The organism is Bradyrhizobium sp. NC92, from assembly GCF_025200865.1.
Lineage (GTDB): Bacteria > Pseudomonadota > Alphaproteobacteria > Rhizobiales > Xanthobacteraceae > Bradyrhizobium.
Window position 1 is genome coordinate 3,636,061 of record NZ_CP104171.1, and the last position, 24,720, is coordinate 3,660,780.

22 protein-coding genes are annotated in these 24,720 nt (G+C 63.4%); 11 read left to right on the forward strand and 11 right to left on the reverse strand.

Annotation, left to right across the window (positions count from 1 at the left end; all coding sequences use genetic code 11):
* Positions 1-16: 16 nt before the first annotated feature.
* The 3 genes from N2602_RS16810 to N2602_RS16820 all read right to left on the reverse strand — a co-directional run bounded on the left by N2602_RS16810 (position 17) and on the right by N2602_RS16820 (position 4,677).
* Positions 17-3,160, reverse strand: coding sequence for a multidrug efflux RND transporter permease subunit (locus N2602_RS16810; RefSeq protein ID WP_260383313.1), 3,144 nt, complete (start codon positions 3,158-3,160; stop codon positions 17-19).
* Complete coding sequence (locus tag N2602_RS16815; RefSeq protein WP_260383314.1) at positions 3,157-4,338, reverse strand: efflux RND transporter periplasmic adaptor subunit; 1,182 nt, start codon at positions 4,336-4,338, stop codon at positions 3,157-3,159. The genes N2602_RS16810 and N2602_RS16815 overlap by 4 nt, the downstream gene beginning before the upstream one ends.
* A 117-nt stretch (positions 4,339-4,455) precedes the next feature.
* Positions 4,456-4,677: a hypothetical protein gene (locus N2602_RS16820; RefSeq protein ID WP_172786311.1), complete on the reverse strand. Its 222-nt coding sequence runs from the start codon at positions 4,675-4,677 to the stop codon at positions 4,456-4,458.
* Positions 4,678-4,711: 34 nt separating this feature from the next.
* Between N2602_RS16820 and N2602_RS16825 the strand changes: the two genes are divergently transcribed.
* The 6 genes from N2602_RS16825 to N2602_RS16850 all read left to right on the forward strand — a co-directional run bounded on the left by N2602_RS16825 (position 4,712) and on the right by N2602_RS16850 (position 10,475).
* Positions 4,712-4,951: a hypothetical protein gene (locus tag N2602_RS16825; RefSeq protein WP_128916226.1), complete on the forward strand. Its 240-nt coding sequence runs from the start codon at positions 4,712-4,714 to the stop codon at positions 4,949-4,951.
* A gap of 204 nt (positions 4,952-5,155) precedes the next feature.
* A complete protein-coding gene (locus N2602_RS16830) occupies positions 5,156-7,552 on the forward strand; it encodes a TonB-dependent siderophore receptor (RefSeq protein ID WP_172786507.1) in 2,397 nt (798 codons plus the stop codon).
* Between the two features lie 2 nt (positions 7,553-7,554).
* Entirely contained in the window at positions 7,555-8,244 is a 690-nt protein-coding gene (locus N2602_RS16835) for a Fe2+-dependent dioxygenase (protein ID WP_172786312.1), read from the forward strand.
* Positions 8,241-9,194: a tonB-system energizer ExbB gene (gene exbB, locus N2602_RS16840; protein ID WP_260383315.1), complete on the forward strand. Its 954-nt coding sequence runs from the start codon at positions 8,241-8,243 to the stop codon at positions 9,192-9,194. The genes N2602_RS16835 and exbB overlap by 4 nt, the downstream gene beginning before the upstream one ends.
* A 3-nt stretch (positions 9,195-9,197) precedes the next feature.
* Positions 9,198-9,653 (forward strand): TonB system transport protein ExbD, encoded by a 456-nt coding sequence (gene exbD, locus N2602_RS16845; RefSeq protein WP_260383316.1) that lies wholly within the window; start codon positions 9,198-9,200, stop codon positions 9,651-9,653.
* Between the two features lie 9 nt (positions 9,654-9,662).
* On the forward strand, positions 9,663-10,475 hold the full coding sequence (locus N2602_RS16850) for an energy transducer TonB (protein ID WP_172786314.1): 813 nt from the start codon (positions 9,663-9,665) through the stop codon (positions 10,473-10,475).
* On the opposite strand, the gene N2602_RS16855 is transcribed toward N2602_RS16850, so the two are convergent.
* The 8 genes from N2602_RS16855 to N2602_RS16890 all read right to left on the reverse strand — a co-directional run bounded on the left by N2602_RS16855 (position 10,463) and on the right by N2602_RS16890 (position 19,079).
* The gene (locus N2602_RS16855; RefSeq protein WP_172786508.1) at positions 10,463-10,885 is read right to left on the reverse strand and encodes a hypothetical protein; all 423 of its coding nucleotides are present in this window, start codon (positions 10,883-10,885) and stop codon (positions 10,463-10,465) included. The two genes, N2602_RS16850 and N2602_RS16855, sit on opposite strands and share 13 nt — an antisense overlap.
* Before the next feature lie 62 nt (positions 10,886-10,947).
* Positions 10,948-11,622 (reverse strand): site-2 protease family protein, encoded by a 675-nt coding sequence (locus tag N2602_RS16860; RefSeq protein WP_212257439.1) that lies wholly within the window; start codon positions 11,620-11,622, stop codon positions 10,948-10,950.
* Positions 11,623-11,755: 133 nt separating this feature from the next.
* A complete protein-coding gene (locus tag N2602_RS16865; protein WP_260383317.1) occupies positions 11,756-13,783 on the reverse strand; it encodes a hypothetical protein in 2,028 nt (675 codons plus the stop codon).
* 213 nt (positions 13,784-13,996) lie between these two features.
* Positions 13,997-14,389: a GFA family protein gene (locus tag N2602_RS16870; protein WP_212257441.1), complete on the reverse strand. Its 393-nt coding sequence runs from the start codon at positions 14,387-14,389 to the stop codon at positions 13,997-13,999.
* A 7-nt stretch (positions 14,390-14,396) separates the two neighbouring features.
* On the reverse strand, positions 14,397-15,143 hold the full coding sequence (locus N2602_RS16875; protein ID WP_172786318.1) for an SDR family NAD(P)-dependent oxidoreductase: 747 nt from the start codon (positions 15,141-15,143) through the stop codon (positions 14,397-14,399).
* An 18-nt stretch (positions 15,144-15,161) separates the two neighbouring features.
* Positions 15,162-15,893, reverse strand: a complete 732-nt coding sequence (locus N2602_RS16880) for an SDR family oxidoreductase (RefSeq protein ID WP_260383318.1) — start codon at positions 15,891-15,893, stop codon at positions 15,162-15,164.
* A gap of 132 nt (positions 15,894-16,025) precedes the next feature.
* The gene (locus N2602_RS16885; protein WP_172786320.1) at positions 16,026-17,855 is read right to left on the reverse strand and encodes an IlvD/Edd family dehydratase; all 1,830 of its coding nucleotides are present in this window, start codon (positions 17,853-17,855) and stop codon (positions 16,026-16,028) included.
* A gap of 123 nt (positions 17,856-17,978) precedes the next feature.
* The gene (locus N2602_RS16890) at positions 17,979-19,079 is read right to left on the reverse strand and encodes a LacI family DNA-binding transcriptional regulator (RefSeq protein ID WP_260383319.1); all 1,101 of its coding nucleotides are present in this window, start codon (positions 19,077-19,079) and stop codon (positions 17,979-17,981) included.
* A gap of 201 nt (positions 19,080-19,280) precedes the next feature.
* Here N2602_RS16890 and N2602_RS16895 point away from each other — a divergent pair, with 201 nt between their 5' ends.
* The 5 genes from N2602_RS16895 (at position 19,281) to denD (ending at position 24,719) form a co-directional block, all read left to right on the forward strand.
* Positions 19,281-20,348: an ABC transporter ATP-binding protein gene (locus N2602_RS16895; protein ID WP_145658713.1), complete on the forward strand. Its 1,068-nt coding sequence runs from the start codon at positions 19,281-19,283 to the stop codon at positions 20,346-20,348.
* Between the two features lie 52 nt (positions 20,349-20,400).
* Positions 20,401-21,720, forward strand: coding sequence for an ABC transporter substrate-binding protein (locus N2602_RS16900; protein WP_172786322.1), 1,320 nt, complete (start codon positions 20,401-20,403; stop codon positions 21,718-21,720).
* A gap of 65 nt (positions 21,721-21,785) precedes the next feature.
* Positions 21,786-22,739: a carbohydrate ABC transporter permease gene (locus N2602_RS16905; RefSeq protein ID WP_172786323.1), complete on the forward strand. Its 954-nt coding sequence runs from the start codon at positions 21,786-21,788 to the stop codon at positions 22,737-22,739.
* Entirely contained in the window at positions 22,732-23,658 is a 927-nt protein-coding gene (locus N2602_RS16910; RefSeq protein WP_260383320.1) for a carbohydrate ABC transporter permease, read from the forward strand. The genes N2602_RS16905 and N2602_RS16910 overlap by 8 nt, the downstream gene beginning before the upstream one ends.
* Before the next feature lie 74 nt (positions 23,659-23,732).
* Positions 23,733-24,719, forward strand: coding sequence for a D-erythronate dehydrogenase (denD, locus tag N2602_RS16915; RefSeq protein ID WP_260383321.1), 987 nt, complete (start codon positions 23,733-23,735; stop codon positions 24,717-24,719).
* Position 24,720 lies beyond the last annotated feature (1 nt).

Here is a 24,720-nt window from a genome sequence, read left to right on the forward strand (position 1 = left end):
CAGGCGCGGCGCAAGCTTACTCGGCGGCTTCCTTGACGCTGCCGTGCTCGGGCGCCTCCTGGCCCTCGTCGCCCGAGCGGCCCCAGGTCGAGAACCAGTTGTTGAGCTTGTCGAGATAGAGATAGACCACCGGCGTGGTGAACAGCGTCAGTGCCTGGCTGACGATCAGGCCGCCGACCATGGCGTAGCCGAGCGGCTGCCGGATTTCGGCGCCGGTGCCGTGGCCGAGCATGAGGGGCACGCCGCCGAGCAGGGCCGCCATCGTCGTCATCATGATCGGGCGGAAGCGCAGCAGCGCGGCCTGGCGGATCGATTCCTCCGGCGTCTTGTGCTCGTCGCGCTCGGCGGCAATCGCGAAGTCGACCATCATGATGCCGTTCTTCTTCACGATGCCGATCAGGAGGATGATGCCGATCAGCGCGATCAGGCTGAAGTCGAAGCCGGCCGCCATCAGGATCGCGAGCGCGCCGACGCCGGCCGAAGGCAGCGTCGACAGGATCGTGATCGGATGGATGTAGCTCTCGTAGAGAATGCCGAGGATCAGATAGACCACGACGAGCGCGGCGAGGATCAAGAGCGGCACGGTGCCGAGCGACTGCTGGAAGGCCTGCGCGGTGCCCTGGAAGCTCGAATTCAGCGTCGCCGGTGCGCCGAGCTCGGCCATCGCCCGCTGCACGGCCTCGGTGGCCTGGCCGAGCGCGACGCCTTGCGCGAGATTGAAGCTGATCGTGATCGACGGGAACTGGCCTTGATGGCTGATCGAGAGCGGGCGGACCGGATCAGTGGTCCAGCTGGCGAAGGTCGATAGCGGCACCTGGTCGCCGGTCAGCGGCGATCTCAGATACAATTTGTTCAGCGTCTCGAGATCGCCCTGCATTTCCGGCAGGACTTCCAGGATTACCTTGTAGGTATTGAGCTGCGTGAAATATTGCGTGACCTGCCGCTGTCCGAACGCATCATACAGCGTGTCGTCGATCAACTGGGGTTGGATGCCGTAGCGGGCAGCGGTGTCGCGGTTGATCTTGAGCTGGACCGTCGTGCCCTGCGTCTGCTGGTCGGTCGCGACGTCGCGCAACTCCGGCAGCGTCTGCATCTTGGCGAGGATCTTCGGCGCCCATTCGTTGAGCTCGGCGAGATCTGCGTCCTGCAGGGTGAACTCGAACTGCGTGCGCGTCGGCCGGCCACCGAGCCGGACGTCCTGGGCCGCCTGCATATAGAGGCGCGCGCCCGGCACTTTCTCGAGCTTCGGACGCAGCCGTGCGATGATCTGCTGAGCGGACGCCTCCCGCTCGTTGCGCGGCTTGAGCGTGATGAACATGTTGCCGTTGTTGCCGGCACGGCCGCTGCCGCCGATGTTCATGGCGATCGTTGCGACGTCGGGGTCGTCCATCACGATCTTGCCGAGCTCGACCTGGCGGCGCTGCATCTCCTTGAACGAAATGTCCTGCGAGGCTTCAGACGTGGCCGTGATCAGGCCGACGTCCTGCTGCGGGAAGAAGCCCTTGGGGATCAGCACGAACAGGTAGACCGACAGGCCGAGCGTGACGAAGAAAATCGCGAGCGTGGTGCGCCGCCAGGCCAGGGCGTGGTCGAGCACGTATTCGTAGCCGCGCAGCATGCCGTCGAAGGCGCGCTCGCTCCACTGATAGAGCTTGCCGTGGGTGACCTCGCCATGGGCGCGCAGGAAGCGCGAGGCCATCATCGGCGTCAGCGTCAGCGACACGAACATCGAGACGAAGATCGTCATCGCCAGCACGACGGCGAATTCGCGGAACAGGCGCCCGATGATGCCGCCCATCAACAGCAGGGGGATCAGCACCGCGACCAGCGAGATGCTGATGGAGACGATGGTGAAGCCGATTTCCTTGGAGCCTTTGAAGGCGGCCTCCATCGGAGAGTCGCCTTCCTCGATGTAGCGCGTGATGTTCTCGAGCATCACGATGGCGTCGTCGACGACGAAGCCGACCGCGATGGTGAGCGCCATCAACGACAGATTGTCGAGCGAATAGCCGGCCACCCACATCAAGGCGCAGGCACCCAGCAGCGCCAATGGCACCGTGACCGTCGGTATGACCGTTGCCCAGAAGCTTCGCAGGAAGATGAAGATGACCATGACCACGAGGGCGATGGTCAGCAGCAGCGTGAACTGGACGTCCTCGACCGCGGCGCGGATGGTGGTGGTTCGGTCGCTGATGAGCTCGATCTTGATCGCGGGCGGGATCGCCGCCACGAGGCGGGGCAGGGTCGCCTTGATCCGGTCCACGGTCTCGATGACGTTGGCGCCCGGCTGCTTGAAGATCACCAGGAACACGCCGCGCTTGCCGTTCGCCCAGGCCGCCTGCTTGGCGTCTTCGGCGGCGCTGACCGCCTGGCCGATGTCGCGAATCCGCAGCGGAGCGCCGTTGCGATAGGCGATGATGACGTCGTTCCAGTCCTTCGCGTGCGTGAGCTGGTCGTTGGCGTAGATCGTATAGGCGCGCTTCTCGCCGTCGATATTGCCCTTGGGGCTGTCGACCGTGGTGATCGCGATCTGGCTGCGGATGTCCTCCATCGACAGGCCCTTGGCGACCAGCTTTGCGGGATCGACCTGGATGCGGATGGAAGGTTTCTGCTGGCCGCCGATGAAGACCTGGGCGACCCCTGAGAGCTGGCTGATCTGCTGGGCGAGCTGGGCGTCGACCGAGTCGCTGACGGTCGTCAGCGGCAGCGTCTCCGATGTCGCCGACAGCAGCAGGATCGGCGCGTCGGCGGGGTTGACCTTGCGGTAGGTCGGGGGCGACGGCAGGTTTTTCGGCAACTGGCCGCTGGCCGCGTTGATGGCGCCCTGCACGTCGTTGGCGGCGCCGTCAATGTTGCGGTTGAGATCGAACTGGATGGTGATCGACGCCGTGCCCAGATAGCTCGTCGAGGTCATCTGCGCGATGCCCGGGATCTGGGCGAATTGCCGCTCGAGCGGCTGCGCCACGGACGAAGCCATCGTTTCAGGGCTGCCGCCGGGCAGGTTGGCGGTGATCTGGATGGTCGGAAAGTCCACCTGCGGCAGCGGCGCGACCGGAAGCAGGGGATAGGCGACCAAGCCGACGAAGAGAATGCCGGCCATCAGCAGCGAGGTGCCGATGGGATATCGGATAAAAGGTGCCGAAATCCCGCCCTCGGTCATTGCTGTCGTACCTTGTTCTGGGCCGGATCCGAGCTTGCCACCGCAGTCGACACCAGGCTTCCGGGCTGGACCTTGAACTGACCGCCGACGATCACCTGTTGGCCGGGGCTCAAGCCTTCCTCGATGACCGAACGCCCGTCGATGCCATAGCTGACCTTGACCTTGCGCAGCTCGGCCTTGTTGTCCTGATTGACCGTGTAGGCGTAGAGCCCGTTGGTGGAGTGCTGGACCGCGTCATCCGGAACGACGGTCGCATCCTTCAGCGTTCGCACCAGGAGCCGCGTCGAGACCGATTGGCCCGGCCACAGCGTGTTTTCCTTGTTGTCGAACACCGCCTTGAGCCGGATCGTGCCGCTGCTCGTGTCGACCTGGTTGTTGATCACAGCGAGCTTGCCCTCGGCCAGCGTCTTCTTGCCGTCGGTGGTGAGGGCGATCACCTTGAGCGCGCCGGCCTTCTGGCCCTCGCTGATATAGGGGAGCTGGTCTTCCGGCGCGGTGAAGATCACCGCGATCGGCTCGACCTGCGAGATCGTGACGATGGCGGTCTGCGAGGAGGCGTTGACGATGTTGCCGATGTCGACCTGACGCAGGCCCGCAACGCCGGTGATCGGTGCCTTGATCTGGGTGTAATCGAGCTGGGTCTGGGCGTTGGAGATCGCGGCATCATCGGCGGCGATCTGCGCGGTGAGCTGAGCCACGGTGGTGCGCTGGGTGTCGACGCGCTGGGCGGTGGCAAATTCGCCGAGCTTCGTGGCGCGCTGGAGCTCGAGATTGGCGTTGGCGAGACTGGCCTCGTCCTGCGCCTTCTTGGCCTTGGCCTGGTCAAGCGTGGCCTGATAGGGGCGGGGATCGATCGAGACCAGGAGATCGCCCTGCTTGACGATCTGGCCTTCCCTGAATTCGAGCTTGTCGATCTGGCCATCCACGCGGGTTCGGACCTGGACCGTGTTGAAGCCCTGAACCGTACCGAGCCCGGTCAAATAGACCGGAAAGTCGGTCTTCTGGACCGGCGCAACGCTGACGGGGACGGCGGAGGGGCGAGGCGGGCCTTTTTGAGCGGTTTGTGCGGTCTGGACTTTTCCAGCCTCGGACGAGCCGAATTTCTGCCAACTATAATAACCCGCGGAGGCCACGGCCGCGATGATCAGAAGCCAAAGGATCGGCCGGGACTTTTTCATGTCGTCTCGTATCGGCTCGCATGCCCTCGGCTACGAATATCGGGGCAATCGTACGGTTCCATATGATGTATAATACACGCCAACTTCCAGTGTAAACAGCACTATCAGTTGAGAATCCTAAACAATTGGAAAGCTTTGCACCGTGTAGGCAGCTCGCTGGCGCGCCGGTGTGCAGGGCTGCATTTTCGCGCCGCGAGCGTTCGGCGTGCCATGCTTGCGCAGCACGCGCAGCGGTGTGCTCAGGGCCGATCGGCTTCGCGCCGGGCCGTGGTTCGGATCAACCGCAAGAACGGTTCTAAGTTGCGTCGTGGCCGTTTCGGTTGTCAGGGATTTCGGCATCGTCCATATCGGCGCCGCATCAACGGAGCGAAGCATGGACGAGCTGAACGGCAAGCTGATCGCGTGCCAGATTCTGATCACGGGATTGATCGCGCGTGTCGCCAACGAGCAGCGCGATCCCTTGCGCTTCCTCACCGACTTTCGCGACGAGATCAAAGCCGTCGTCAGCGGCGTCAACATCGCCGGCATGGACAGCACCGATCGCGTGCGCGCCGTTGCGCAGAAGACTGTCGACGAATTGTTCTCGCTGATGAAGCCGCCGAGCAGCGACTGAGAGCGATGCGCGATCGCCGCTGTTTAGAACGAGTCCAGTCTCGTCTTAGAACGATTTCAAACTGCAGTTTAGAATCGTTTTGATCTGGACCAATTCAAAGGTTCTCGCGAACGGCTCGCATTGACCCGCTATTTTGCGGCCGATACCAACAGCCCATCGCTCGTTCGAAGTGAATGAGCGAACAGGAAGATGGGGCGTTTGGTAATGGGGCAGGTGGTCGCACCGAAGTCGTTGCGTTCGGTCGTAGCGTTCGATCCGATGGATGAGAGGTCCGCGGGCGTTTCCGGCAAGAAAGTTTCAGCGGTCGCGAGCTTGATCGCGGTGGCGTCGGTGTCGAGCGGCGCGCAGGCGCAGCAGTCGAATCTGCCGCCGGTGACGGTCGATGCTCCGGTCGAGCGTCCGCGTCCGACGGCCTCGAAGCCTTCGCCCGAGCAGGTCCGTGCCCGCAACGCGCTTCGCCGTGCCGCGCAGCGCCAGCCGGTGCAGCAGGCGGCGCCCGCCACGCCGTCCGGCGCTCCCGACAGCAATCCGTACGCGGATCCGGCTGCGCCGTACAAGGTCGATCACGTCCAGGCTTCGGGCAAGTTTCCCGAGAAGATGCTGAACACGCCGAAGACCATTACCGTGCTCAGCAAGGAGGTGCTCGAGGACAAGAACGCCACGACGCTGAAGGAGATCGGGCGCTCGACCGCAGGCGTGACGCTCGGCACGGGCGAGGGCGGCAACGCGTTCGGCGACCGTTTCTTCATCCGCGGCTTCGACGCGCGCAACGACGTCTTCATCGACGGCATCCGCGATCCCGCCGTTTCCATCCGCGAGAACTTCTTCACCGAGCAGATCGAGATTCTGCGCGGACCGGCATCCTCCTATGCCGGCCGCGGCACTGCCGGCGGCGCCATCAACATCGTCACCAAGCAGGCCGGCGACGTCAACTTCAAGCGCATCGACAGCGAGTTTGGCACCGACATGACCAAGCGCGTCACGCTCGACGTCAACCAGGTCATCGATCCCACCTTCTCGGTGCGCGCCGGCGGCCTGTTCCAGGACGCCAACGTCGCCGGGCGCAACTACGTGACCGACAATCGCTGGGGCAGCTTCATCTCGACCAAGTACACCCCGACCAACGACATCAAGATCACGACGAACTACGTCCATACCGACCTCAGCGGCTATCCCGATTTCGGCGTGCCCTATTACAAGCAGGGCAACGTGCCGGTGACGTCGGCGGGCATTCCGCGTGGCAATTGGTACGGCTTCCTCAACCGCGACTTCCAGACCGCGCGGCAGGATTTCGGCACCGGTACCATCGAGTACAAGGTCAACGAGGCGATCACGCTGACCAGCAAGGTGCGCGGCGAGCACTCGCTGCTCAACTACATCGGCACGCTGCCGCAGAACCCGAATACGACAAGCCCCAACCCGCTGCTCTGGACCACGACGGCGAGCGCGCAGAGCCGTTACCAGAACGTCGACGTATGGGCCAACCAGAACGAGGCCACGTTCAAGCTCGACACCGGCGGGGTCAAGCACACGGCGGTGTTCGGCGTCGAATATTCGAACGAGAACATCTCGATCGATCGTTATGCCGGTCTCGCGTCCGAACTGGCCGGTTCGCCCTTCACCAGCACGGGCGCGGTGACGGGTGTCAATCTCTACTCCCCGCAATACACCAACATTCCCTTCGGCATTCCGTCACTCGTCGGCAATCCGACCCGCTACGGCGTCAACACCAGCAGCGTGTATGTTATGGACACCGCGAACTGGCAGGACACGATCATCGTCAACGGCGGTGTGCGCTACGACGGCTACAGCCAGAGCGCATCCAACAATTCGAGCTATGTGAAGCAGAACGCCGATCTGGTGAACTACAATGTCGGTGTGGTCTACAAGCCGATGTCGATCGGCAGCGTCTATGCAGCCTATGCGACTTCGGCCAATCCGTTCGGGTCGGAGCTGGACGCGACCGGCACCGACTACGGCGGTGTTCCTCCCAACTCGACCTTGTTGCTCGGGCCCGAGCGCAACAAGGCGATCGAGGTCGGCACCAAATGGGAGCTTGCGGATCGCCACCTGCTGGTGACCGGCGCGCTGTTCCAGACCACCAAGGACAACGCGCGCGAGACTGTCAACAACCTGCTCACATCGGGTGCAGCCTACAGGATCCAAGGCATCGACATCGAAGCGGAGGGCAAGATCACCGACCGCTGGAGCATCTTCGGCGGCCTGGTGCTGATGCAGTCGAAGGTCACGCAGAGCGGCGTTGCTTCGAATCTCGGGCTGCAACTCGCCAACATCGCGCACCAGTCGTTCAGCATGCTCACCAAGTACAAGTTCGACGGCGGTTGGGAGCTTGGCGGCCAGGCAGTGTATCGCTCCAAGGTCTATGGCGGCACGTTCGCGGCCAACACCAACGAGCTGCCGAGCTATTGGCGCTTCGACGCGTTCGTCGAGAAGAAGATCGACCAGAACTGGAGCATGAAGTTCTACGCGCAGAACCTGACCAATAAGCTCTATTACGACTCGTTCTATCGCAGCAACGTGCCGTTCGTTGCGGTCGCGCCGGGACGAGCGTTCTACGTCGTGACCACAGCGAAGTTCTGATCATGTTGACGTGCTTGCCTGGCGTTCTCAGCAAGGATGATGTGGCGGATTTCCGCCGCATCATGGACGCCAGCGAATGGGAGGACGGCCGCTCCACCGCCGGCGCGCAATCGGCGATGGTCAAGCGCAACGAACAGCTGCCACCGGACGGCGAGGTCGCGCGAAAACTCGGCAACCGCATCATCTCGGCGCTGACGTCCAACCCGCGCTTCATTGCGGCGGCGATCCCGCTGCAGATCTTCCCGCCGCTGTTCAACCGCTATGCGGCCGACAGCGGCCACCATTTCGGCCTGCACGTCGACAATGCGATCCGCGGCGACCGCCTGACCGGCCTTCGCATCCGCACGGACCTGTCGGTCACGCTGTTCCTCGCCGAGCCGGAGGATTACGACGGTGGCGAACTTGTGATCGAGGACACCTACGGCTCCCATGAAGTCAAGTTGCCAGCCGGGGACTGCGTGCTCTATCCCTCGACCAGCCTCCACCTCGTCACGCCGGTGACCAGGGGAACGCGGGTTGCGTCTTTCTTCTGGCTTCAGAGCATGATACGGGACGATCAAGCCCGGAGCATGATCTTTGACCTCGACACCGCGATACAGGCGCTGGTGGAACGGCTCGGGCGTGACGATCCCGAAACGGTCAAATTGACGGGTATCTATCACAACCTCATTCGCTACTGGGCCGAAGTATGAAGACCATGTCCTTCCAAGCAAGCCTTGCCGCAGCCTTGATGCTGGCGGCCGCCTGGTTCGCGTCCCCCGTTTCTGCCCAGACACAAAGCCCGCCGGCAACGGCCCAATCGGCGGCTCCGCCGTCCACGGCCGGAACCGTTCCGCCGGCAGCCGCGCCGGCTGCGCCTGCGGCCTTGACGGCTCCCGCCGTTGCCGGCGCTGCCCCCGCGGCCGCCAATTCCGCGAGTGCGAAGCCCGAGGCGGCGGCCATCGCGCCGGCCATGAAGGAATTGTCGCCCTGGGTGATGTTCATGTCGGCGGACGTCATCGTGAAGGCGGTGATGATCGGGCTCGCCTTCGCCTCGCTGATGACCTGGACCGTCTTCATCGCCAAGTCGATCGAGCTGTCGGTCGCCTCCGGCAAGCTGCGTTCGGCGTTGAAGAAGATCGCGGAGGCGCGCTCGCTCGCTGAAGCGCAGATGGCGCTTGGCACCAAGGAGGGCATCCTGCCGTCGTTCCTGGCGGCGGCGCTGCGCGAGGCGCGGATGTCGGCCGGCCTGTCCAGCGATACCGGCATCAAGGAGCGCGCCGCCTCCAGCTTTGCCGAGATCGTGCGGGCGGAGCAGCGGCGCATCCGGATCGGCATGGGCGTGCTCGCCACGATCGGCTCGACCTCGCCCTTCGTCGGCCTGTTCGGCACGGTCTGGGGCATCATGAACAGCTTCATCGGCATTTCGAAGTCGCAGACCACGAACCTTGCCGTGGTCGCGCCCGGTATCGCCGAGGCGCTGCTCGCCACCGCGATCGGCCTCGTGGCCGCCATTCCCGCCGTCATCATCTACAACCACTTCTCGCGCGTGACGAAGGGCTATCTCGAGCTCGTCAGCCGCGCCTCGGGCGCGGCAGGGCGGCTGCTCTCGCGCGATCTCGACCGCAGCCACGGCAGCGTGCATTCGCGCGCGGCGGAGTAGACCATGGCCGTTTCGCTCGCAGACAACGACGACGACGACGATTTCTCGGAAACGCATGACATCAACGTCACGCCGTTCATCGACGTCATCCTGGTGCTGCTGATCATCTTCATGGTCGCCGCGCCGCTGTCCACCGTCGACCTGCCGATCGATCTGCCGACGTCGAGTGCGACGCCGCAGAAGAAGCCGGACAAGCCGACCTATCTCAGCATCAAGCCCGACCTGACGCTCGCGATCGGAGAGAACGCTGTTCACCGGGCCGAGTTGATCGGGACCCTCGACGGCCTTTCCGACATGAGCAAGGACAAGTATGTTTTCCTGCGCGCCGATCGCTCGGTGCCATATGGCGAGTTGATGGGTGTGATGGAGCTGTTGCGCTCGGGCGGCTATACGCGGGTGAAGCTGGTCGCGCTGGAAGGCGCGCCGGGGGCGCCTGCGGCAGGCGCCGCTCAGCCTTAAGGGCCAGCCATGTCGGACGAACCGAGACCATCCCGAAAGCTCTGGATCGTGGCGGCGGTCGCCGCGCTCGCGCTCCATCTCGGTGGTGCTGCGCTCGCGCTGGCGCATTTGCGCGCCGACGACGACGGCGATGGCCTTGGTGCGGCCGGTGCGGAGTTCGCGGTCGAGATGGCTTCGCCCAAGGTGCCCGATACCGATCTGCCGCCTGGGCCTGACAGCGAAGCGATGCAGGAACAGCAGGCGCTTCCCGAGCAGAAGGCCGAGACCAAGGAGACGGAGCTTCCGAAGGACCAGTCGCAGGAGGTCGAGGATCCTGATCGCGTCGTGACCGAGAACAACACGAAGAAGCCAACGGAAGACGATCCCAAGATTCAGGCGGTCGAAACGCCCGCGGCCGAGGCATCGCCGAAGTCGGTGGCAAGTGCGCGGCAGACGCTCGACGAGGACGCGCGCGAAGCCGAGAAGGCCCTGGCACCGGTCCTGGGGCTTGGCAAGGACATCCTGAAGATCACGGCCGACTGGAACCGCAAGATCAGCGCGCATCTCGCGGCTCACAAGGTCAATCCGGAGGGCAAGCAGCCCAATAACCAGAAGGTCAAGGTGAGCTTTGCGATCAACCGAAAAGGCAACGTGCTGTCGGTCGAAGTCGCGGAATCGTCGGGAGATGCAGCCTACGATGCTGCGGCGCTGTCAATTGTCCGCAAGTCCGATCCGATCCCGCAGCCGCCTGCCGGACTGACCGACGACCGGTTCGAACGGACCGTGGACATCATTTTCACGCCGCCGGATGCGAAGAAGAAAAAGACGGCTCAGCGCCAGTAGAGCCGGATCCCGACATAGACCACGACCAGGCATGCGAAGATCAGCGCCACGGGGAGGGGCCGTTTCTGGGCCCCGCTGGCCGCGCCTGCCGCGAAGAAGCCAGCGCTCTTCGGCTTCGGCGCCGGGCGCCGGAAGGCGGTAACATTGTCCGCTGCCGGCTTGGCCTGGCGGGGACGGACGTCGGGCGGCGTTCCAGCGCCGCCCATCTCGACGTAATAGGCCTTGTAGATCGCACCGATGGTGGCCTCGGTCGCTTCGCCCTCGCTCATCTGCGCCAGCAGGTTTTGATAGCTCGCCAGGAACTCCTGGGCCTCCGGAGGCAGCGCGGACGCCCCGTTGAGCTTGGCCATCATCTTCCAGGTGGCGAAATCGGCGCGGGCGCGGGTGTCGGCGCGTCGCGCGATCAGCATATCGGCAGCTTTGACCAAGTCGGCCTCTGGCCCTTCGGCATGGGTTCGGATCTCAGGTTCAACTACGCGTTGCCGGTCAGGAAGAGAACAGCCTTAATCACATAACCGGTCAACGTTCCCAGTATTGCTGAAATAACATCAAGATTTAGACCGAACTGCGAGCCCGCGAGCGGCAGCAGGATCAAGAGCCCGATCAGGATCAGCATACCGAACGGCTCGAGCCGGGCCAACGGCAAGGCGAGGGCCCGCGGCAGCAGGCCGACCGCGACGCGCCCGCCGTCGAGCGGCGGGATCGGCATCATGTTGAAGACAGCCAGGATGGCGTTGATGATGAGCGCATTCTTGAGATTGTCGGCAACCCACTTTGCCGAGCTTGCGGGCACCAGGGGCAGGGCGTGGAAGGCGACGGCCGCGGCGAGCGCCAGCAGGATGTTTGTGACGGGCCCGGCCAGCGCCACCCAGACCATGTCGAGCCTGGGGTTGTTGAGCTTGCGAAAGTTCACCGGCACCGGCTTGGCATAGCCGAACAGGAACGGCGAATGCGCGAACAGCAGCATCGCCGGCAGGATCAGGGTGCCGAACGGGTCGATATGCCTCAGCGGGTTGAAGCTGACGCGGCCGAGCTGCGAGGCCGTGTTGTCCCCGAGCCGGTCCGCGACGAAGGCGTGCGCAGCCTCGTGGAAGGTGATGGCGAACACCAGGGGCAGCACCCAGACGGAGAGGTCATAAATGTTCAAAGCGCGTCCGCTCCGTCAGTCTTGTTCTTAGCCGAAATAGTGCGCCGGCGATGATCTGCCAAGAGCGCCGGACGCGAGTTGCGGAGCAGAAGAAAGGCGCAAACGGTGGTCGGGCAATGCCGCGATGCCCCGTTCACGTCTTCCTGCGGTAGAGAATGAAGCTGGCTGATTCTTCGGTGCGTTCAAACTCTGACGATAGGATTTGCTCCGTTATCGTCTTGAGCCAGTCATACTCGTATGTTGCGCCGCGCTCCAAAATGAAGTGATCGGACCCGGCAAAGCTGCGAGTGACATGTTCGGGGCTGAACGTATCCCGGAACGGAAGAAAGTAGCTCTTGGGCGCTCTGCCGGCGGTTGCGAGAACGAGCCAATCACGGTCCGACAGCAACAACAGGCGACCGTGGGGCGGCACGGCCTTGTTGATCAAGTCGATGTCGCTGCGATCGAGGTGCAAGTTGACCTTTCCCGCTCCGCGTCCCAACTTCAGGCTGGCGATGCTCGGATACTGCAGATAGGACGGCAGCCCGATCGTCACGTTCTGTTGACGATCCCTCGCATTGAAGAGCACGGCGAACGAGAGCACGGCCGTTGCCGCCAGCGAAACGGCAGGGATGGTTTGCGACGTCTGGCGGCCGAGGACTGCGCGGAATGCCGCCCGGCACCACCACGCGCCAATGGCAAGAAAGGCAAAGGCGTTTTGCTGCCATACCGCGTCAAGCGACCGATTCATCCATTTGGCCATGAAGACCAGTGCGACGATCGAGAGGACGAGAAGATAGGCCCGTTCGATCGAGCGAGATCCTGCCCACGTTGCGGCAACGCTGATAGCCGTGCCGATAGCCATCGCCGGAAAGATCAACTGATAGAATGTCCCGAAGCCGGGCTCCCACTTGATCGGCACGCCGACCCAGTTCGAGACGCTGTGCAGGGCGATCGGCGCAAGCAGGACGCGCAGGAAGTCCATCGTGAGAACGGCAGGACCGTAGGCCGCGCCGAACAACGCGAGCAACATTACGGCAGACAGTCCGGTGAATGCCGCGACCTCCCAGGGCCAGCGTCTTTCGAGGATCCGCGCCGACAACACCGCGCACCCCACGACCCAGGTATAGATCCCGGTCTCGGTGTTCCAGAATATCGAGATCGCGCAGACGGCGGATAGCGCCGCCAACGACCAACCCGAAGGCTGGACCATGAGGTGCGCGAGGATGCCCGTGGCGATGAACACGAACATGTACCTGATTGCGAGAGCGGATGGTCCGGAGAATCCTTCGGCCTCGCCGAACTGGCAGATTGCAAGAAATACAGCCGTCAGCACGAAGGGCAGCGCCTTGCTCTGGAAGAAGTCGCGCAGCACCCAATACGCCGACAGGTGATAGATTGCGATGCAGGTGGCAACGAAACCGACGTAACGCAAATATAGAACGTTCGGGTCGGGGGGCAGGAGCATTCCGAACAAATGGGACGGTCCGTATCCATAGAAGGACAGGAAGTCCCGGCCCGGCACCATGCCATCGCTAAATTGATAGAGGGCCGGTCCGACGAGGAACGATACCGCGTGAGGATTGGTTGCAGCCTGGCCGGCCAAACGTTGTACGCTCAAGGGCAGTGTCAGGGCCAGCAGTGCCGCGATCAGCGCAGCGTCGATCCGCCCAAATTCAAAAAAGGTGATCGGCCTGAGTTCTGGCGCACCCTCGATGCTTCCGTGGGGCCGGATTTGCTTCACGAAGGGTACGAAGATCGCGAGGACCGCGACGGTCAACGCCACAATGTGAAGTTCTTGCTGGAACGCGTCCCGGAGGAATGTCTCCAGGGACAGGACCATCGTCAGCATCGAAACGTAAAACAGAACGAGCGACCGCCCTTCGAACGGTCTCCGGAGCCTGAGCGCCGCGAAGGCCAAGACAGCGCCGAACACGTAGAACAGCAGATAGAAGATCTTCTCGGCACGCTTGATTGCCGCATCGCCCGTGACATGTGCCTCGATGACGGGAAAGTCCTGCGCGAGATTTACGCCCAGGCGCAACTTGGTGGCGTTCAAGATGAGATAGGCAACGATACCGGCCGCAACAGCGCCGATGCATGCCCCCCACATCGCCAAACTCTGAAACCGCCAAAGTCCAAGTTCTGATTCTGTTATCGGCTTAATGAGACGCAACAGCATTCCCCGCAGGCTATCCGGAAGGAACGTAAGGCAAACGAAATCTGCTGGCTAGCCGCGCAAGACGGAAAACCGGTCATCCCTGGATCGAGGCGTCACGCGACGACGCAACAGAGCTGTCCTAGCAGCCGGCGCTTCTCGGAGTGGCTGAGGCATTGGCAGGATAGAGATTGCGATGACGAGGGGGTCTGCAGGTTCGGCCCCGAGCGCCTAACGTCACGCCGGAATCGTCGTCTCGTATTGAGTCAAGCCGTCGTCGAGCTTCACCCAGGCGAGCTTCTCGCTGACCCAGATGTGCTCGGTCGGGGCGAAGGCATTGCGATCGTCGAAAGTGGCCAGCGCCACGCCCGCCAGCGTGCCGTTGCGGCGCCAGGCAAACAGCCGCGTGCCGCACTGCTTGCAGAACACGCGGTCGATGTTTGCGGACGAGGCGTAGCGTGCGGTCTCGCCCTCGACGCTGAGCGCACGCTGGTCGAACTGCGCGCGCGCGAAGTAGGGCGAGCCCATCGCCTTCTGGCAGATGCGGCAATGGCAGATGCGGACGTTGAGCGGCTCGCCCTCCGCCTTGAACCGCACCGCGCCGCACAGGCATCCACCTTCCCGGATCATGATGTCCTCAATAGGTTGCGCGCCCGCCCGAGATGTCGAACACAGCGCCGGTCGAGAAGGCGCAATCCTCGGATGCGAGCCAGGCCACCATCGCGGCGAGTTCTTCCACGAGGACGAAGCGTGCCTTCGGGATCTTCGACAGCATGAAGTCGATATGCTGCTGCGTCATCTGGTCGAAGATCGCGGTCTTCGCCGCGGCCGGTGTCACCGCGTTGACGAGGATGTCGTGGGCGGCGAGCTCCTTGCCGAGCGACTTCGTCAGCGCGATCAGGCCGGCCTTGGAGGCCGAATAATGCGCGGCGTTCGGATTGCCTTCCTTGCCGGCGATCGAGGCGATGTTCACGATCCGCCCGTATTTCTGCTTGAGCATTTCGGGCACGATCGCCTTGCTGACGATGAAGGGGCCGTCGAGGTTGATGCGCAGCACCTTGCGCCATTCATCGAGGTCGGTCTCCCAGACCGGCTTATTGACCCCGGCGATGCCGGCATTGTTGACGAGGATGTCGATCTTGCCGAAGGCCTTGAGCGTCGCATCGCGTGCCTGCTCGACGGCGGCCGTGTCGGTGACGTCGACCTTGAAGACTTTTGTCTCGCCGCCGATCTCCTTTGCGGTCTTCTCCGCCAGCGCGGCGTCGAAGTCCCAGATCGCGACTTTGGCGCCGGAGGCGACGAAGCGCTCGGCAATGGCGCGGCCAAAGCCCTGCGCACCGCCGGTGACGATGGCGATGCGGCCGTTGAGATCGATCTTGTTCATGCCGGCGGCCTTCTCGCGTCAGAGCATGTAGCCGCCGTCGACGACGAGGTCGACGCCGGTGGTGAAGGCGCTCTCGTCGCTGCCGAGATAGATCGCCATCGCCGCGATCTCCTCGGCGGTGCCGAGCCGGCCCATCTTCTGGCGGGAGATGAACATCTCCTTGCCCTGCGGTCCTTGCGCGGCGGCGCGGTCGAGCATCGAGGGCGTCTCGACGGTGCCGGGGCAGATCGAGTTGCAACGGATGCCCTTGGTGATGAAGTCGAGCGCGACCGCGCGGGACAGCAGCGACACTGCCGCCTTCGACGAGCTGTAGACGTAGCGGTTCGCCGGCGGCCGCAAGGCCGCGCAGGACGAGATGTTGACGATGCTGCCGCCGCCGCCCGCGATCATGTCGGGCAGGAAGGCCTTGATGGTCCGGTGCATCGACTTGACGTTCAGGTCGAACGAGAAATCGAAATCCTCCTCCGAGCAGTCCAGGATGGTGCCGTGATGCACGAAGCCGGCGGCGTTGAGCAGGATGTCGATCTTGCCGATGCGCTTGGCAAAGGCGTTGACGTCGGCGGTGTTGCGGACGTCGAGTTTTGCGACCTCGGCGATGCCTTCCTTGGTTAGGCTAGCGATGCCGGCCTCGTTGATGTCGGTGGCGATGACGGTTGCGCCTTCACGCGCGAATGCGATGGCGCAGGCGCGCCCGATGCCAGCGGCTGCAGCCGTGACGACGGCGCGCTTTCCTTTGAGGCGGTCTGCCATGTTGTTGTTCTCCTCACCAAGATCTGTTTGTTAGTTCGTCATTGCGAGGAGCTCTTGCGACGACGCAATCCAGGGGCTCTCCGCGGAGGCAGACTGGATTGCTTCGCTTCGCTCGCAATGACGGTGTGGCTGTCAGTGATTGTCCCGCGCCACACCGAACGTGCCGGCGACGTTCTGATAACGCGTCGCGAGCTCCATGCAGGCGCCGGTCGATTGCTGGCCGACGGTGTTGCGGTAGATCTCCTGCCACGGCGTCTGGTTCGGCGGATGCTTGAAGCCGCCGCTGGCCTTGAGCTCGGCGTGGCGCTTCTTCAGCTCCTCATCCGAGATCAGGATGTTGGCGCTGCCCTTGTTGAGGTCGATGCGCACCTTGTCGCCGGTCTTGAGGACGGCAAGCCCGCCATTGGCGGCGGCTTCCGGCGAGGCGTTGAGGATCGAGGGCGAGCCCGAGGTGCCGGACTGGCGGCCATCGCCGATGCAGGGCAGGGACAGGATGCCGCGTTTGATCAGCGCCGCCGGCGGCTGCATGTTCACGACCTCGGCGCCACCGGGGTAGCCGATCGGGCCGGTGCCGCGGATGAACAGCACGCAGCGCTCGTCGATGTCGAGCGAGGGATCGTCGATCCGCTCGTGGTAATCTTCCGGGCCCTCGAACACGATGGCGCGGCCCTCGAAAGCATTGAGGTCCTTCGGATTGCTGAGGTAGCGGTCGCGGAATTCCTTGGAGATCACGCTGGTCTTCATGATCGCGGAGTCGAACAGATTGCCCTTCAGCACCAGGAAGCCGGCGTCCTTCACCAGCGGCTTGTCGTAAGCCCAGATCACGTCGTTGTCGGGTGCGGGCGCGTTCTTGCAGTTCTCGCCGATGCCGCGGCCGTTGACAGTGATCGCGTCCTCATGGATGCGCTTGTGCTTCATCAGTTCGCGCACCACGGCAGGCACGCCGCCGGCGCGGTGGAATTCCTCGCCGAGATAGAAGCCGGCCGGCTGCATGTTGACCAGGAGCGGCACGTCGTGGCCGAACTTCTGCCAGTCGTCGATCGACAGCTCGACGCCGATATGGCGGGCGAGGGCGTTGATGTGGATCGGCGCATTGGTCGAGCCGCCGATCGCCGAATTGATCACGATGCAATTCTCGAACGCCTTGCGGGTCAGGATGTCCGAGGGCTTCAGGTCCTCCCAGACCATCTCGACGATGCGTTTTCCGGTCTCGTAGGCGATCTGGCCGCGCTCGCGATAGGGGGCCGGGATCGCCGCGCAGCCCGGCAGCGAGAAGCCGAGCGCTTCGGCAAGCCCATTCATGGTCGAGGCCGTGCCCATGGTGTTGCAATGGCCGACCGAGGGCGCCGAGGAGGCCACGATCTCCATGAATTCTTCATAGTCGATCTCGCCGGCGGCGAGCCGCTCGCGCGATTTCCAGACGATGGTGCCGGAGCCGGTGCGCTCGCCATTGTGCCAGCCGTTCAGCATCGGGCCGCCCGACAGCACGATCGCGGGCAGGTTGACCGTCGCCGCCGCCATCATGCAGGCCGGCGTGGTCTTGTCGCAGCCGGTGGTCAGCACCACGCCGTCGAGTGGATAGCCGTAGAGGATCTCGACCAGGCCGAGATAAGCGAGGTTGCGGTCGAGCGCCGCAGTCGGGCGCTTGCCAGTCTCCTGGATCGGATGGGTGGGGAATTCCATCGCAATGCCGCCGGCCTCGCGGATGCCTTCGCGAACGCGGTGCGCGAGCTCGAGATGATGGCGGTTGCAGGGAGACAGGTCGTTGCCGGTCTGGGCGATGCCGATGATCGGCTTGCCGGATTGCAGCTCGGCGCGGGTGAGGCCGAAGTTCAAATAGCGCTCCATATAGAGCGCGGTCATGCCCGGATTGTGCGGGTTGTTGAACCATTCCTGCGAGCGAAGATGGCGGCGGGTACCGTTACTGCCGGCGGCGTGCCCGTTGGTTGGTTTCTTTGTCATTGGTTTCTCCTGCAATGCAAACGCACTGGCGTCCGTCTCATGGTGGCCGCATGTGCGGTGCCCAACGGCGCGCGCGATGGATCTGCCTTCCCGCTGGCGGGTCGTTTCCTCACAATTCCGATACTAGTCGTGGCTGCTTGGTAACGCTACCATTATGTTCGCCGCAGCCCCGCCTGGTACGGGTGGCCTGCTGTCCGAACGCCGGGCCGACGAGCTTTGCCGCTCGATCACCTTGAAGCCGAGATCGAGCACCGGCTGCTCCGGGCGCCGGCCCTCGATCGCGTTGATCAGCATGGTGGCGGCCGTCTTCCCCATCTCGTAGCGATTGGTGCGGACGCTGGTGAGGGTGGGGACGGCGGAGGCCATGAACTCGAGGTCGTTGAAGCCGACGATGGCGATCTGCCCGGGCACTGCGATCTCCCGGCGCCGGCATTCGAACAGCACGCCGAGCGCGAGGTCGTCATTGGCGCAGAACACCGCGTCGATGTCGGGCTCGCGCGCCAGCAGATCGGTGAACAGGGCGCCGCCAAGCGTCACCGAGGTCGGTGTCGCCGTCGTGACCACCAGGCGCTGGTCGAACAATCCGGCGTCCTTCATGGCCGAGACATATCCGTCCAGCCGCCGCTGCACCCTGGGATCCATCCGCGCGCCAACGAAGCCGACCTTGCGGTGACCTTGCTCGAACAGGTGCGCGATCGCCGCGCGGGCCGCATCATAGTGTGAAAAGCCGATCATCATGTCGACGGGGTCCGGGCCGATCTCCATGATCTGCACGATCGGGCAGTCCGCGGCTCGAAGCATCGCGCGGGACTCCGTCGTCTGATCGATGCCGGTGACGATCAGCCCGGCCGGCTTCTGCGCCAGGAACAGACGCAGCAACTTCTCTTCCTGGAGAATGCTGTAGCGCGTGTTGGACAATTGGATCGAGTAGCGGCTGCCTTCGGAGGAGTCGTAGATGCCGCGCAGCACGTCCGAGAACACGTTATTGGTGAGCGATGGGATCAAGACACCGATGACCTCGGTGCGTTGCGAGGCGAGGGCGCGTGCGGCAAGATTGGGCACATAGCCGAGCTCCTTGGCGGCGCTCTCGACCCGTGTCCGCTTGGCGACCGACAGGGCCTCCGGATTGCGGAAAAAGCGCGACGCGGTAATCGGGCTGACGCCGGCGAGCTCGGCCACTTCGGCCAGCCGGATTTTGCCTGACTTGGTGCGTTTTCGACCCATTTGCTGCTCTTAACACAGTCAGTCCCGCAAACAAAGGAACGTTGACAGCGCTACCAGCAACGACTAACCAAAGACAAATTGCCAAAACCGCACAAACTACCGACAATGTCGCCCGCTAAGCTCGGGCTTCGTTCGGTGAAGTCCGAAAAACAAGACGGTCGCGGCGCGAGAGGCGCCGTGGACTTTCGAGGAGGGAGCTAGATGTCGTCTGTGCAAATCCGCGACGTGCGGAAATCGTTCGGCAATTTTGAAGTCCTGCACGGCGTCACGATCCCGATCGAGGACGGTCAGTTCGTCGTCCTGGTCGGCCCCTCCGGCTGCGGCAAGTCGACGCTTCTGCGCATGCTCGCAGGCCTCGAGAACATCACCTCCGGCACGATCTCGATCGGCGACCGCGTCGTCAACAATGTCCAGCCCAAGGAGCGGGACATTGCGATGGTCTTCCAGAACTACGCGCTCTATCCGCACATGACGGTCGCCGACAACATGGGCTTCTCGCTCAAGCTGCGGAATGCCGGCTCGGACGAGATCAACAAGCGCGTCAAGCGCGCCGCCGAGATCCTCGCATTGTCGCCGCTGCTCGACCGCTACCCGCGCCAGCTCTCCGGCGGCCAGCGCCAGCGCGTCGCCATGGGCCGCGCCATCGTGCGCGATCCGCAGGTCTTCCTGTTCGACGAGCCGTTGTCGAACCTGGACGCCAAGCTGCGCGTCGCCATGCGCACCGAAATCAAGGAGCTGCATCAGCGCCTGAAGACGACGACCGTCTATGTCACCCACGACCAGATCGAGGCCATGACCATGGCCGACAAGATCGTCGTCATGCATGACGGCATCGTCGAGCAGATGGGCACGCCGCTCGAGCTCTACGACAAGCCCGACAACCAGTTCGTCGCCGGCTTCATCGGCTCGCCCGCGATGAACTTCCTGAAAGGCCATGTGCGCGTCAACGGCGTTGCGACCTTCGAAGGGCCGAACGGCGTCAAGCTCCCGCTCAAGAGCGCGCCGGCCGGCTCCGACGGCCGTCCTGCGGTCTACGGCGTGCGGCCGGAGCACTTCACCATCGCCGATGACGGTGCCGAAGCCGAGATCATCGTCGTCGAGCCGACCGGCTCGGAAACGCAGGTGTTCGCCAAGGTCGGCGGCGAGCAGGTCGTCGCGGTCTTCCGCGAGCGTCACCAGTTCAATCCGGGCGACAAGGTGCGGCTGAAGCCCGATCCGTCGCTGGTCCATCTGTTCGACGATGCGACGGGCAAGCGCATGAACGCCTAGCGCATCAGACGACAAGGAATAAGACAACAAAAAGCATTACAGGGAGGACAACATGCAAGACTTTACCCGCCGGTCTCTGCTCCAAGGCGGCACCGCTCTGGCCGCAACCGGCATGCTGACGGGGCCGGCACTGTTCGACTTCGCCAGGGCCTGGGCGCAGAGCGCGCCCTGGAAGGCCGAGCCCGGCGCCAAGCTGACCGTGATGCGCTGGAAGCGCTTCGTGCCGGCGGAGGACGACGCGTTCAACGCGATGGTGGCGGCATTCAAGGCCGCGACCGGCACCGAGATGAACGTATTCAGCGAGTCCTTCGAGGACGTGCAGCCGAAGGCATCCGTTGCAGCCAACACGGGCTCCGGCCTCGACGTCGCCTGGGGTCTGCACACATTGCCGCAGCTGTTCCCGACCAAAGTCCTGAAAATGAACGATGTCGCCGACTATCTCGGCAAGAAATATGGCGGCTGGACGGACGCTGCAGCAAAGACCTGCAAGCTTGGCGAAGACTGGCTGGGCATCCCTGTCGCGACCAACGGCGGCTATATGACCTACCGGAAGTCGGCGACGGACAAAGCGGGCTTCAAGGAGTTCCCGAAAGATTTCCCAAGCTTCCTGGAGATGTGCAAAGCGCTCAAGGCGAACAACACGCCGGCCGGCTTTGCCCTCGGACATGCGAGCGGCGATGCCAACGGCTGGCTGCACTGGATCCTCTGGGGCCACAATGCGTGGACTGTCAATGAGAAGGATCAGGTCAGCATCAATTCGCCCGAGACCGCAAAGGCGCTAGAGTATTGCAAAGCGCTTTACGAGACTTTCATCCCAGGCACGCCTTCCTGGAACGACTCATCCAATAATAAGGCGTACCTGGCCGGAGAACTCTATTGCACCCTCAACGGCATTTCGATCTATGTTGCCGCCAAGACCGATCCTACCAAGAAGGAACTGGCGGAAGATACCTATCACGCGCTGCACCCGGTCGGACCGATCGGCAAGCCGACCGAGCTGCAGCTTACGCTGCCGATCCTCGCCTTCAACTTCACCAAATATCCGAACGCGGCGAAGGCCTTCGTCGCCTTCATGCTGGAGAAGGAGAACTACGAGAAGTGGCTGGATGGCGCGCAAGGCTATCTGCAGCAGACCTTGAACGCCTATGAATCGGCGTCGGTCTGGACGGCCGATCCCAAGAACGCCGTGTACTCGCAGGCCTCCAAGCGCACGCTGCCGGCGTCCGGCATCGGCACCGTCGGCGAGAAGGCGGCGACCGCGATCGCCGATTTCATCGTCGTCGACATGTTCGCCAATTACTGCACCGGCGCCAAGGATGCGAAGGGCGCGATGGCCGAAGCCGAGCGCCAGCTGAAGCGCATCTATCGCTGAACGGTCACGGGGCGGGCGGCTCTTGGGCCGCCCGCTCGTCAACATTTCGATCAGGGATATCGGGCATGGCTGATGTCGCAATTCCCCGGGCCAAGCCTCAGTTGAGCGAGGACAGCGTCTGGACCCAGCTCAAACACAATCGCAACTGGCTCGGCTTCTGGTTCATGGTGCCGGCCATGGCCTTCCTGATCTTCTTCCTGGCCTATCCGCTCGGGCTCGGCATCTGGCTGTCCTTCACGGACACGCGTATCGGCAGGGTCGGGCACTTCGTGGCCACCGAGAACTATGAGTGGTTGTGGGACGATTCCATCTTCTGGCTGTCGGTGTTCAACACGCTGCTCTACACCTTCGTCGCCAGCGCTCTCAAATTCGCGATCGGCCTCTACCTCGCGCTGCTGCTGAACGAGAACATGCCGTTCAAGGCGATGCTGCGCGCGATGGTGCTGATTCCGTTCATCGTGCCGACGGTGCTCTCGGCGCTGGCGTTCTGGTGGATCTTCGACTCGCAATTCTCCATCATCTCCTGGTCGCTGAAGCATCTCGGCTTGATTAACCAGAACATCAACTTCCTCGGCGACACGACCTGGGCACGCATTTGCGTGATCTTCGCCAATATCTGGCGCGGCGTGCCCTTCGTGGCGATCACGCTACTCGCGGGACTGCAGACCGTCTCGCCCTCGCTCTATGAAGCGGCGACGCTCGACGGCGCCACGCGCTGGCAGAATTTCCGCTACATCACCTATCCGCTGCTGACGCCGATCATCGCCGTGGTGATGACGTTCTCCGTGCTCTTCACCTTCACCGACTTCCAGCTGATCTGGGCGATGACGCGTGGCGGCCCGGTCAACGCCACTCACCTGATGGCGACCCTGTCTTATCAGCGTGCGATCATCGCCGGGCAGCTCGGCGAGGGCGCCGCGATCTCCAGCGCCATGATTCCGTTCCTGCTCGCCGCCATCATGGTCTCGTGGTTCGGATTGCAGCGCCGGAAGTGGCAGCAGGGAGAGAGCAATGACTGACCTGCCCACCAGATCCATCGATCTCAAGAATGTGCTGTCGGGCTCGGCGCCTACGGCCGATCACAGCGAGGGCATGAGCTATCTGCAGTCGGTGCCGCGCAGGATCGTGACGCTGTATCTGCCGCTCACGATCATCGTCGTCGTCCTGCTGTTCCCGTTCTACTGGATGGCGCTGACCTCGGTGAAGCCCGACGAGCAGCTGCTCGATCTCGACAAGTACAACCCGTTCTGGACCTGGAGTCCGACGTTCAAGCATTTCTACAAGCTGCTGTTCGAGAGCTATTATCCGCATTGGCTCTGGAACACGATGTATGTCGCGGTCTGCGCCACGATCCTGTCGATCATCGCATCGGTGCTCGCGGCCTACGCCATCGTGCGCTTGCGTTACAAGGGCGCCAATCTCGTCGGCGGCCTGATCTTCCTCGCCTATCTGGTGCCGCCGTCGATCCTGTTCATTCCGCTGGCCACCGTCGTGTTTCAGTACGGCCTGTTCGACTCGCCGCTGGCGCTGATCCTGACCTATCCGACCATCCTGATCCCGTTCTCGACCTGGCTGTTGATGGGCTATTTCAAGACCATCCCGTTCGAGCTCGAGGAATGCGCGCTGATCGACGGCGCGAGCCGCTGGCAGATCCTGATCAAGATCGTGCTGCCGCTCGCAATTCCCGGCCTGATCTCGGCCTTCATCTTCTGCTTCACGCTGTGCTGGAACGAGTTCATCTACGCCCTGACGTTCCTGCAATCGACCAGCAACAAGACCGTGCCGGTCGCGATCGTCAACGAGTTCGTGGACGGTGACATCTACCGCTGGGGCTCGCTGATGGCGGGCGCGCTGGCCGGCTCGCTGCCGCTCGTGATCCTTTACGCCTTCTTCGTGGAGCATTATGTGTCGGCGATGACCGGCGCCGTGAAGGAATGATCGCGGGGCCTGCCGGGGGCGCGCCAATGGTTTCAAGAGCGGCGCGCTCCGGCCAATAAGAAGGAGTTGAGCTCTTGCACATTCTGGTTCTCGGCGCCGCCGGCATGGTCGGCCGCAAACTCTGTGACCGGCTGCTGCGCGACGGGCGGCTCGGCAAGAGCGACATCACGAAATTGACCATGCACGACGTGGTCGAGCCGAAGAAGCCGGAGAAGGCCGGTTTCCCGGTCGAGACCGTGTCCGGCGATTTCGCCGTCCCGGGCGCCGCCGAGAAGCTGATCGCAGGCCGCCCCGACGTGATCTTCCATCTCGCCGCGATCGTCTCCGGCGAGGCCGAGCTCGATTTCGACAAGGGCTATCGCATCAATCTCGACGGCACGCGGATGCTGCTCGATGCGATCCGCCTAGCGGGCGGCGGCTACAAGCCGCGCGTGGTGTTCACGTCTTCGATCGCGGTGTTCGGCGCGCCGTTTCCCGATGCGATCGGCGATGAGTTCTTCCATACCCCGCTGCTCAGCTACGGCACCCAGAAGGCGATCGGAGAGTTGCTGCTCGCCGACTATTCCCGCCGCGGCTTCCTCGACGGCATCGGCATCCGCCTGCCGACCATCTGCATCCGGCCCGGCCTGCCCAACAAGGCGGCATCGGGCTTCTTCTCCAACATCCTGCGTGAGCCGCTGGCCGGCAAGGAAGCGGTCCTTCCCGTATCCGAGGACGTCCGCCACTGGCACGCCACGCCGCGCTCGGCCGTCGGCTTCCTGCTCCACGCCGGCACCATGGATCTCGCCACCGTCGGCCCGCGCCGCAACCTGACCATGCCCGGCCTGTCGGCGACGGTCGGCGAGCAGATCGCCGCCTTGAAGCGGGTTGCGGGCGAGAAAGTCGCCGCGCGCATCAAGCGCGAGCCCGATCCCTTCATCGTCGGCATCGTCGGCGGCTGGCCGCGCAATTTCGATGCAAAGCGGTCGCGCGAGCTCGGCTTCACCACCGCCGAGAAGACGTTCGACGATATCATCCGCATTCACATTGAAGACGAGCTCGGCGGCAATTTCGTCGCCTGAT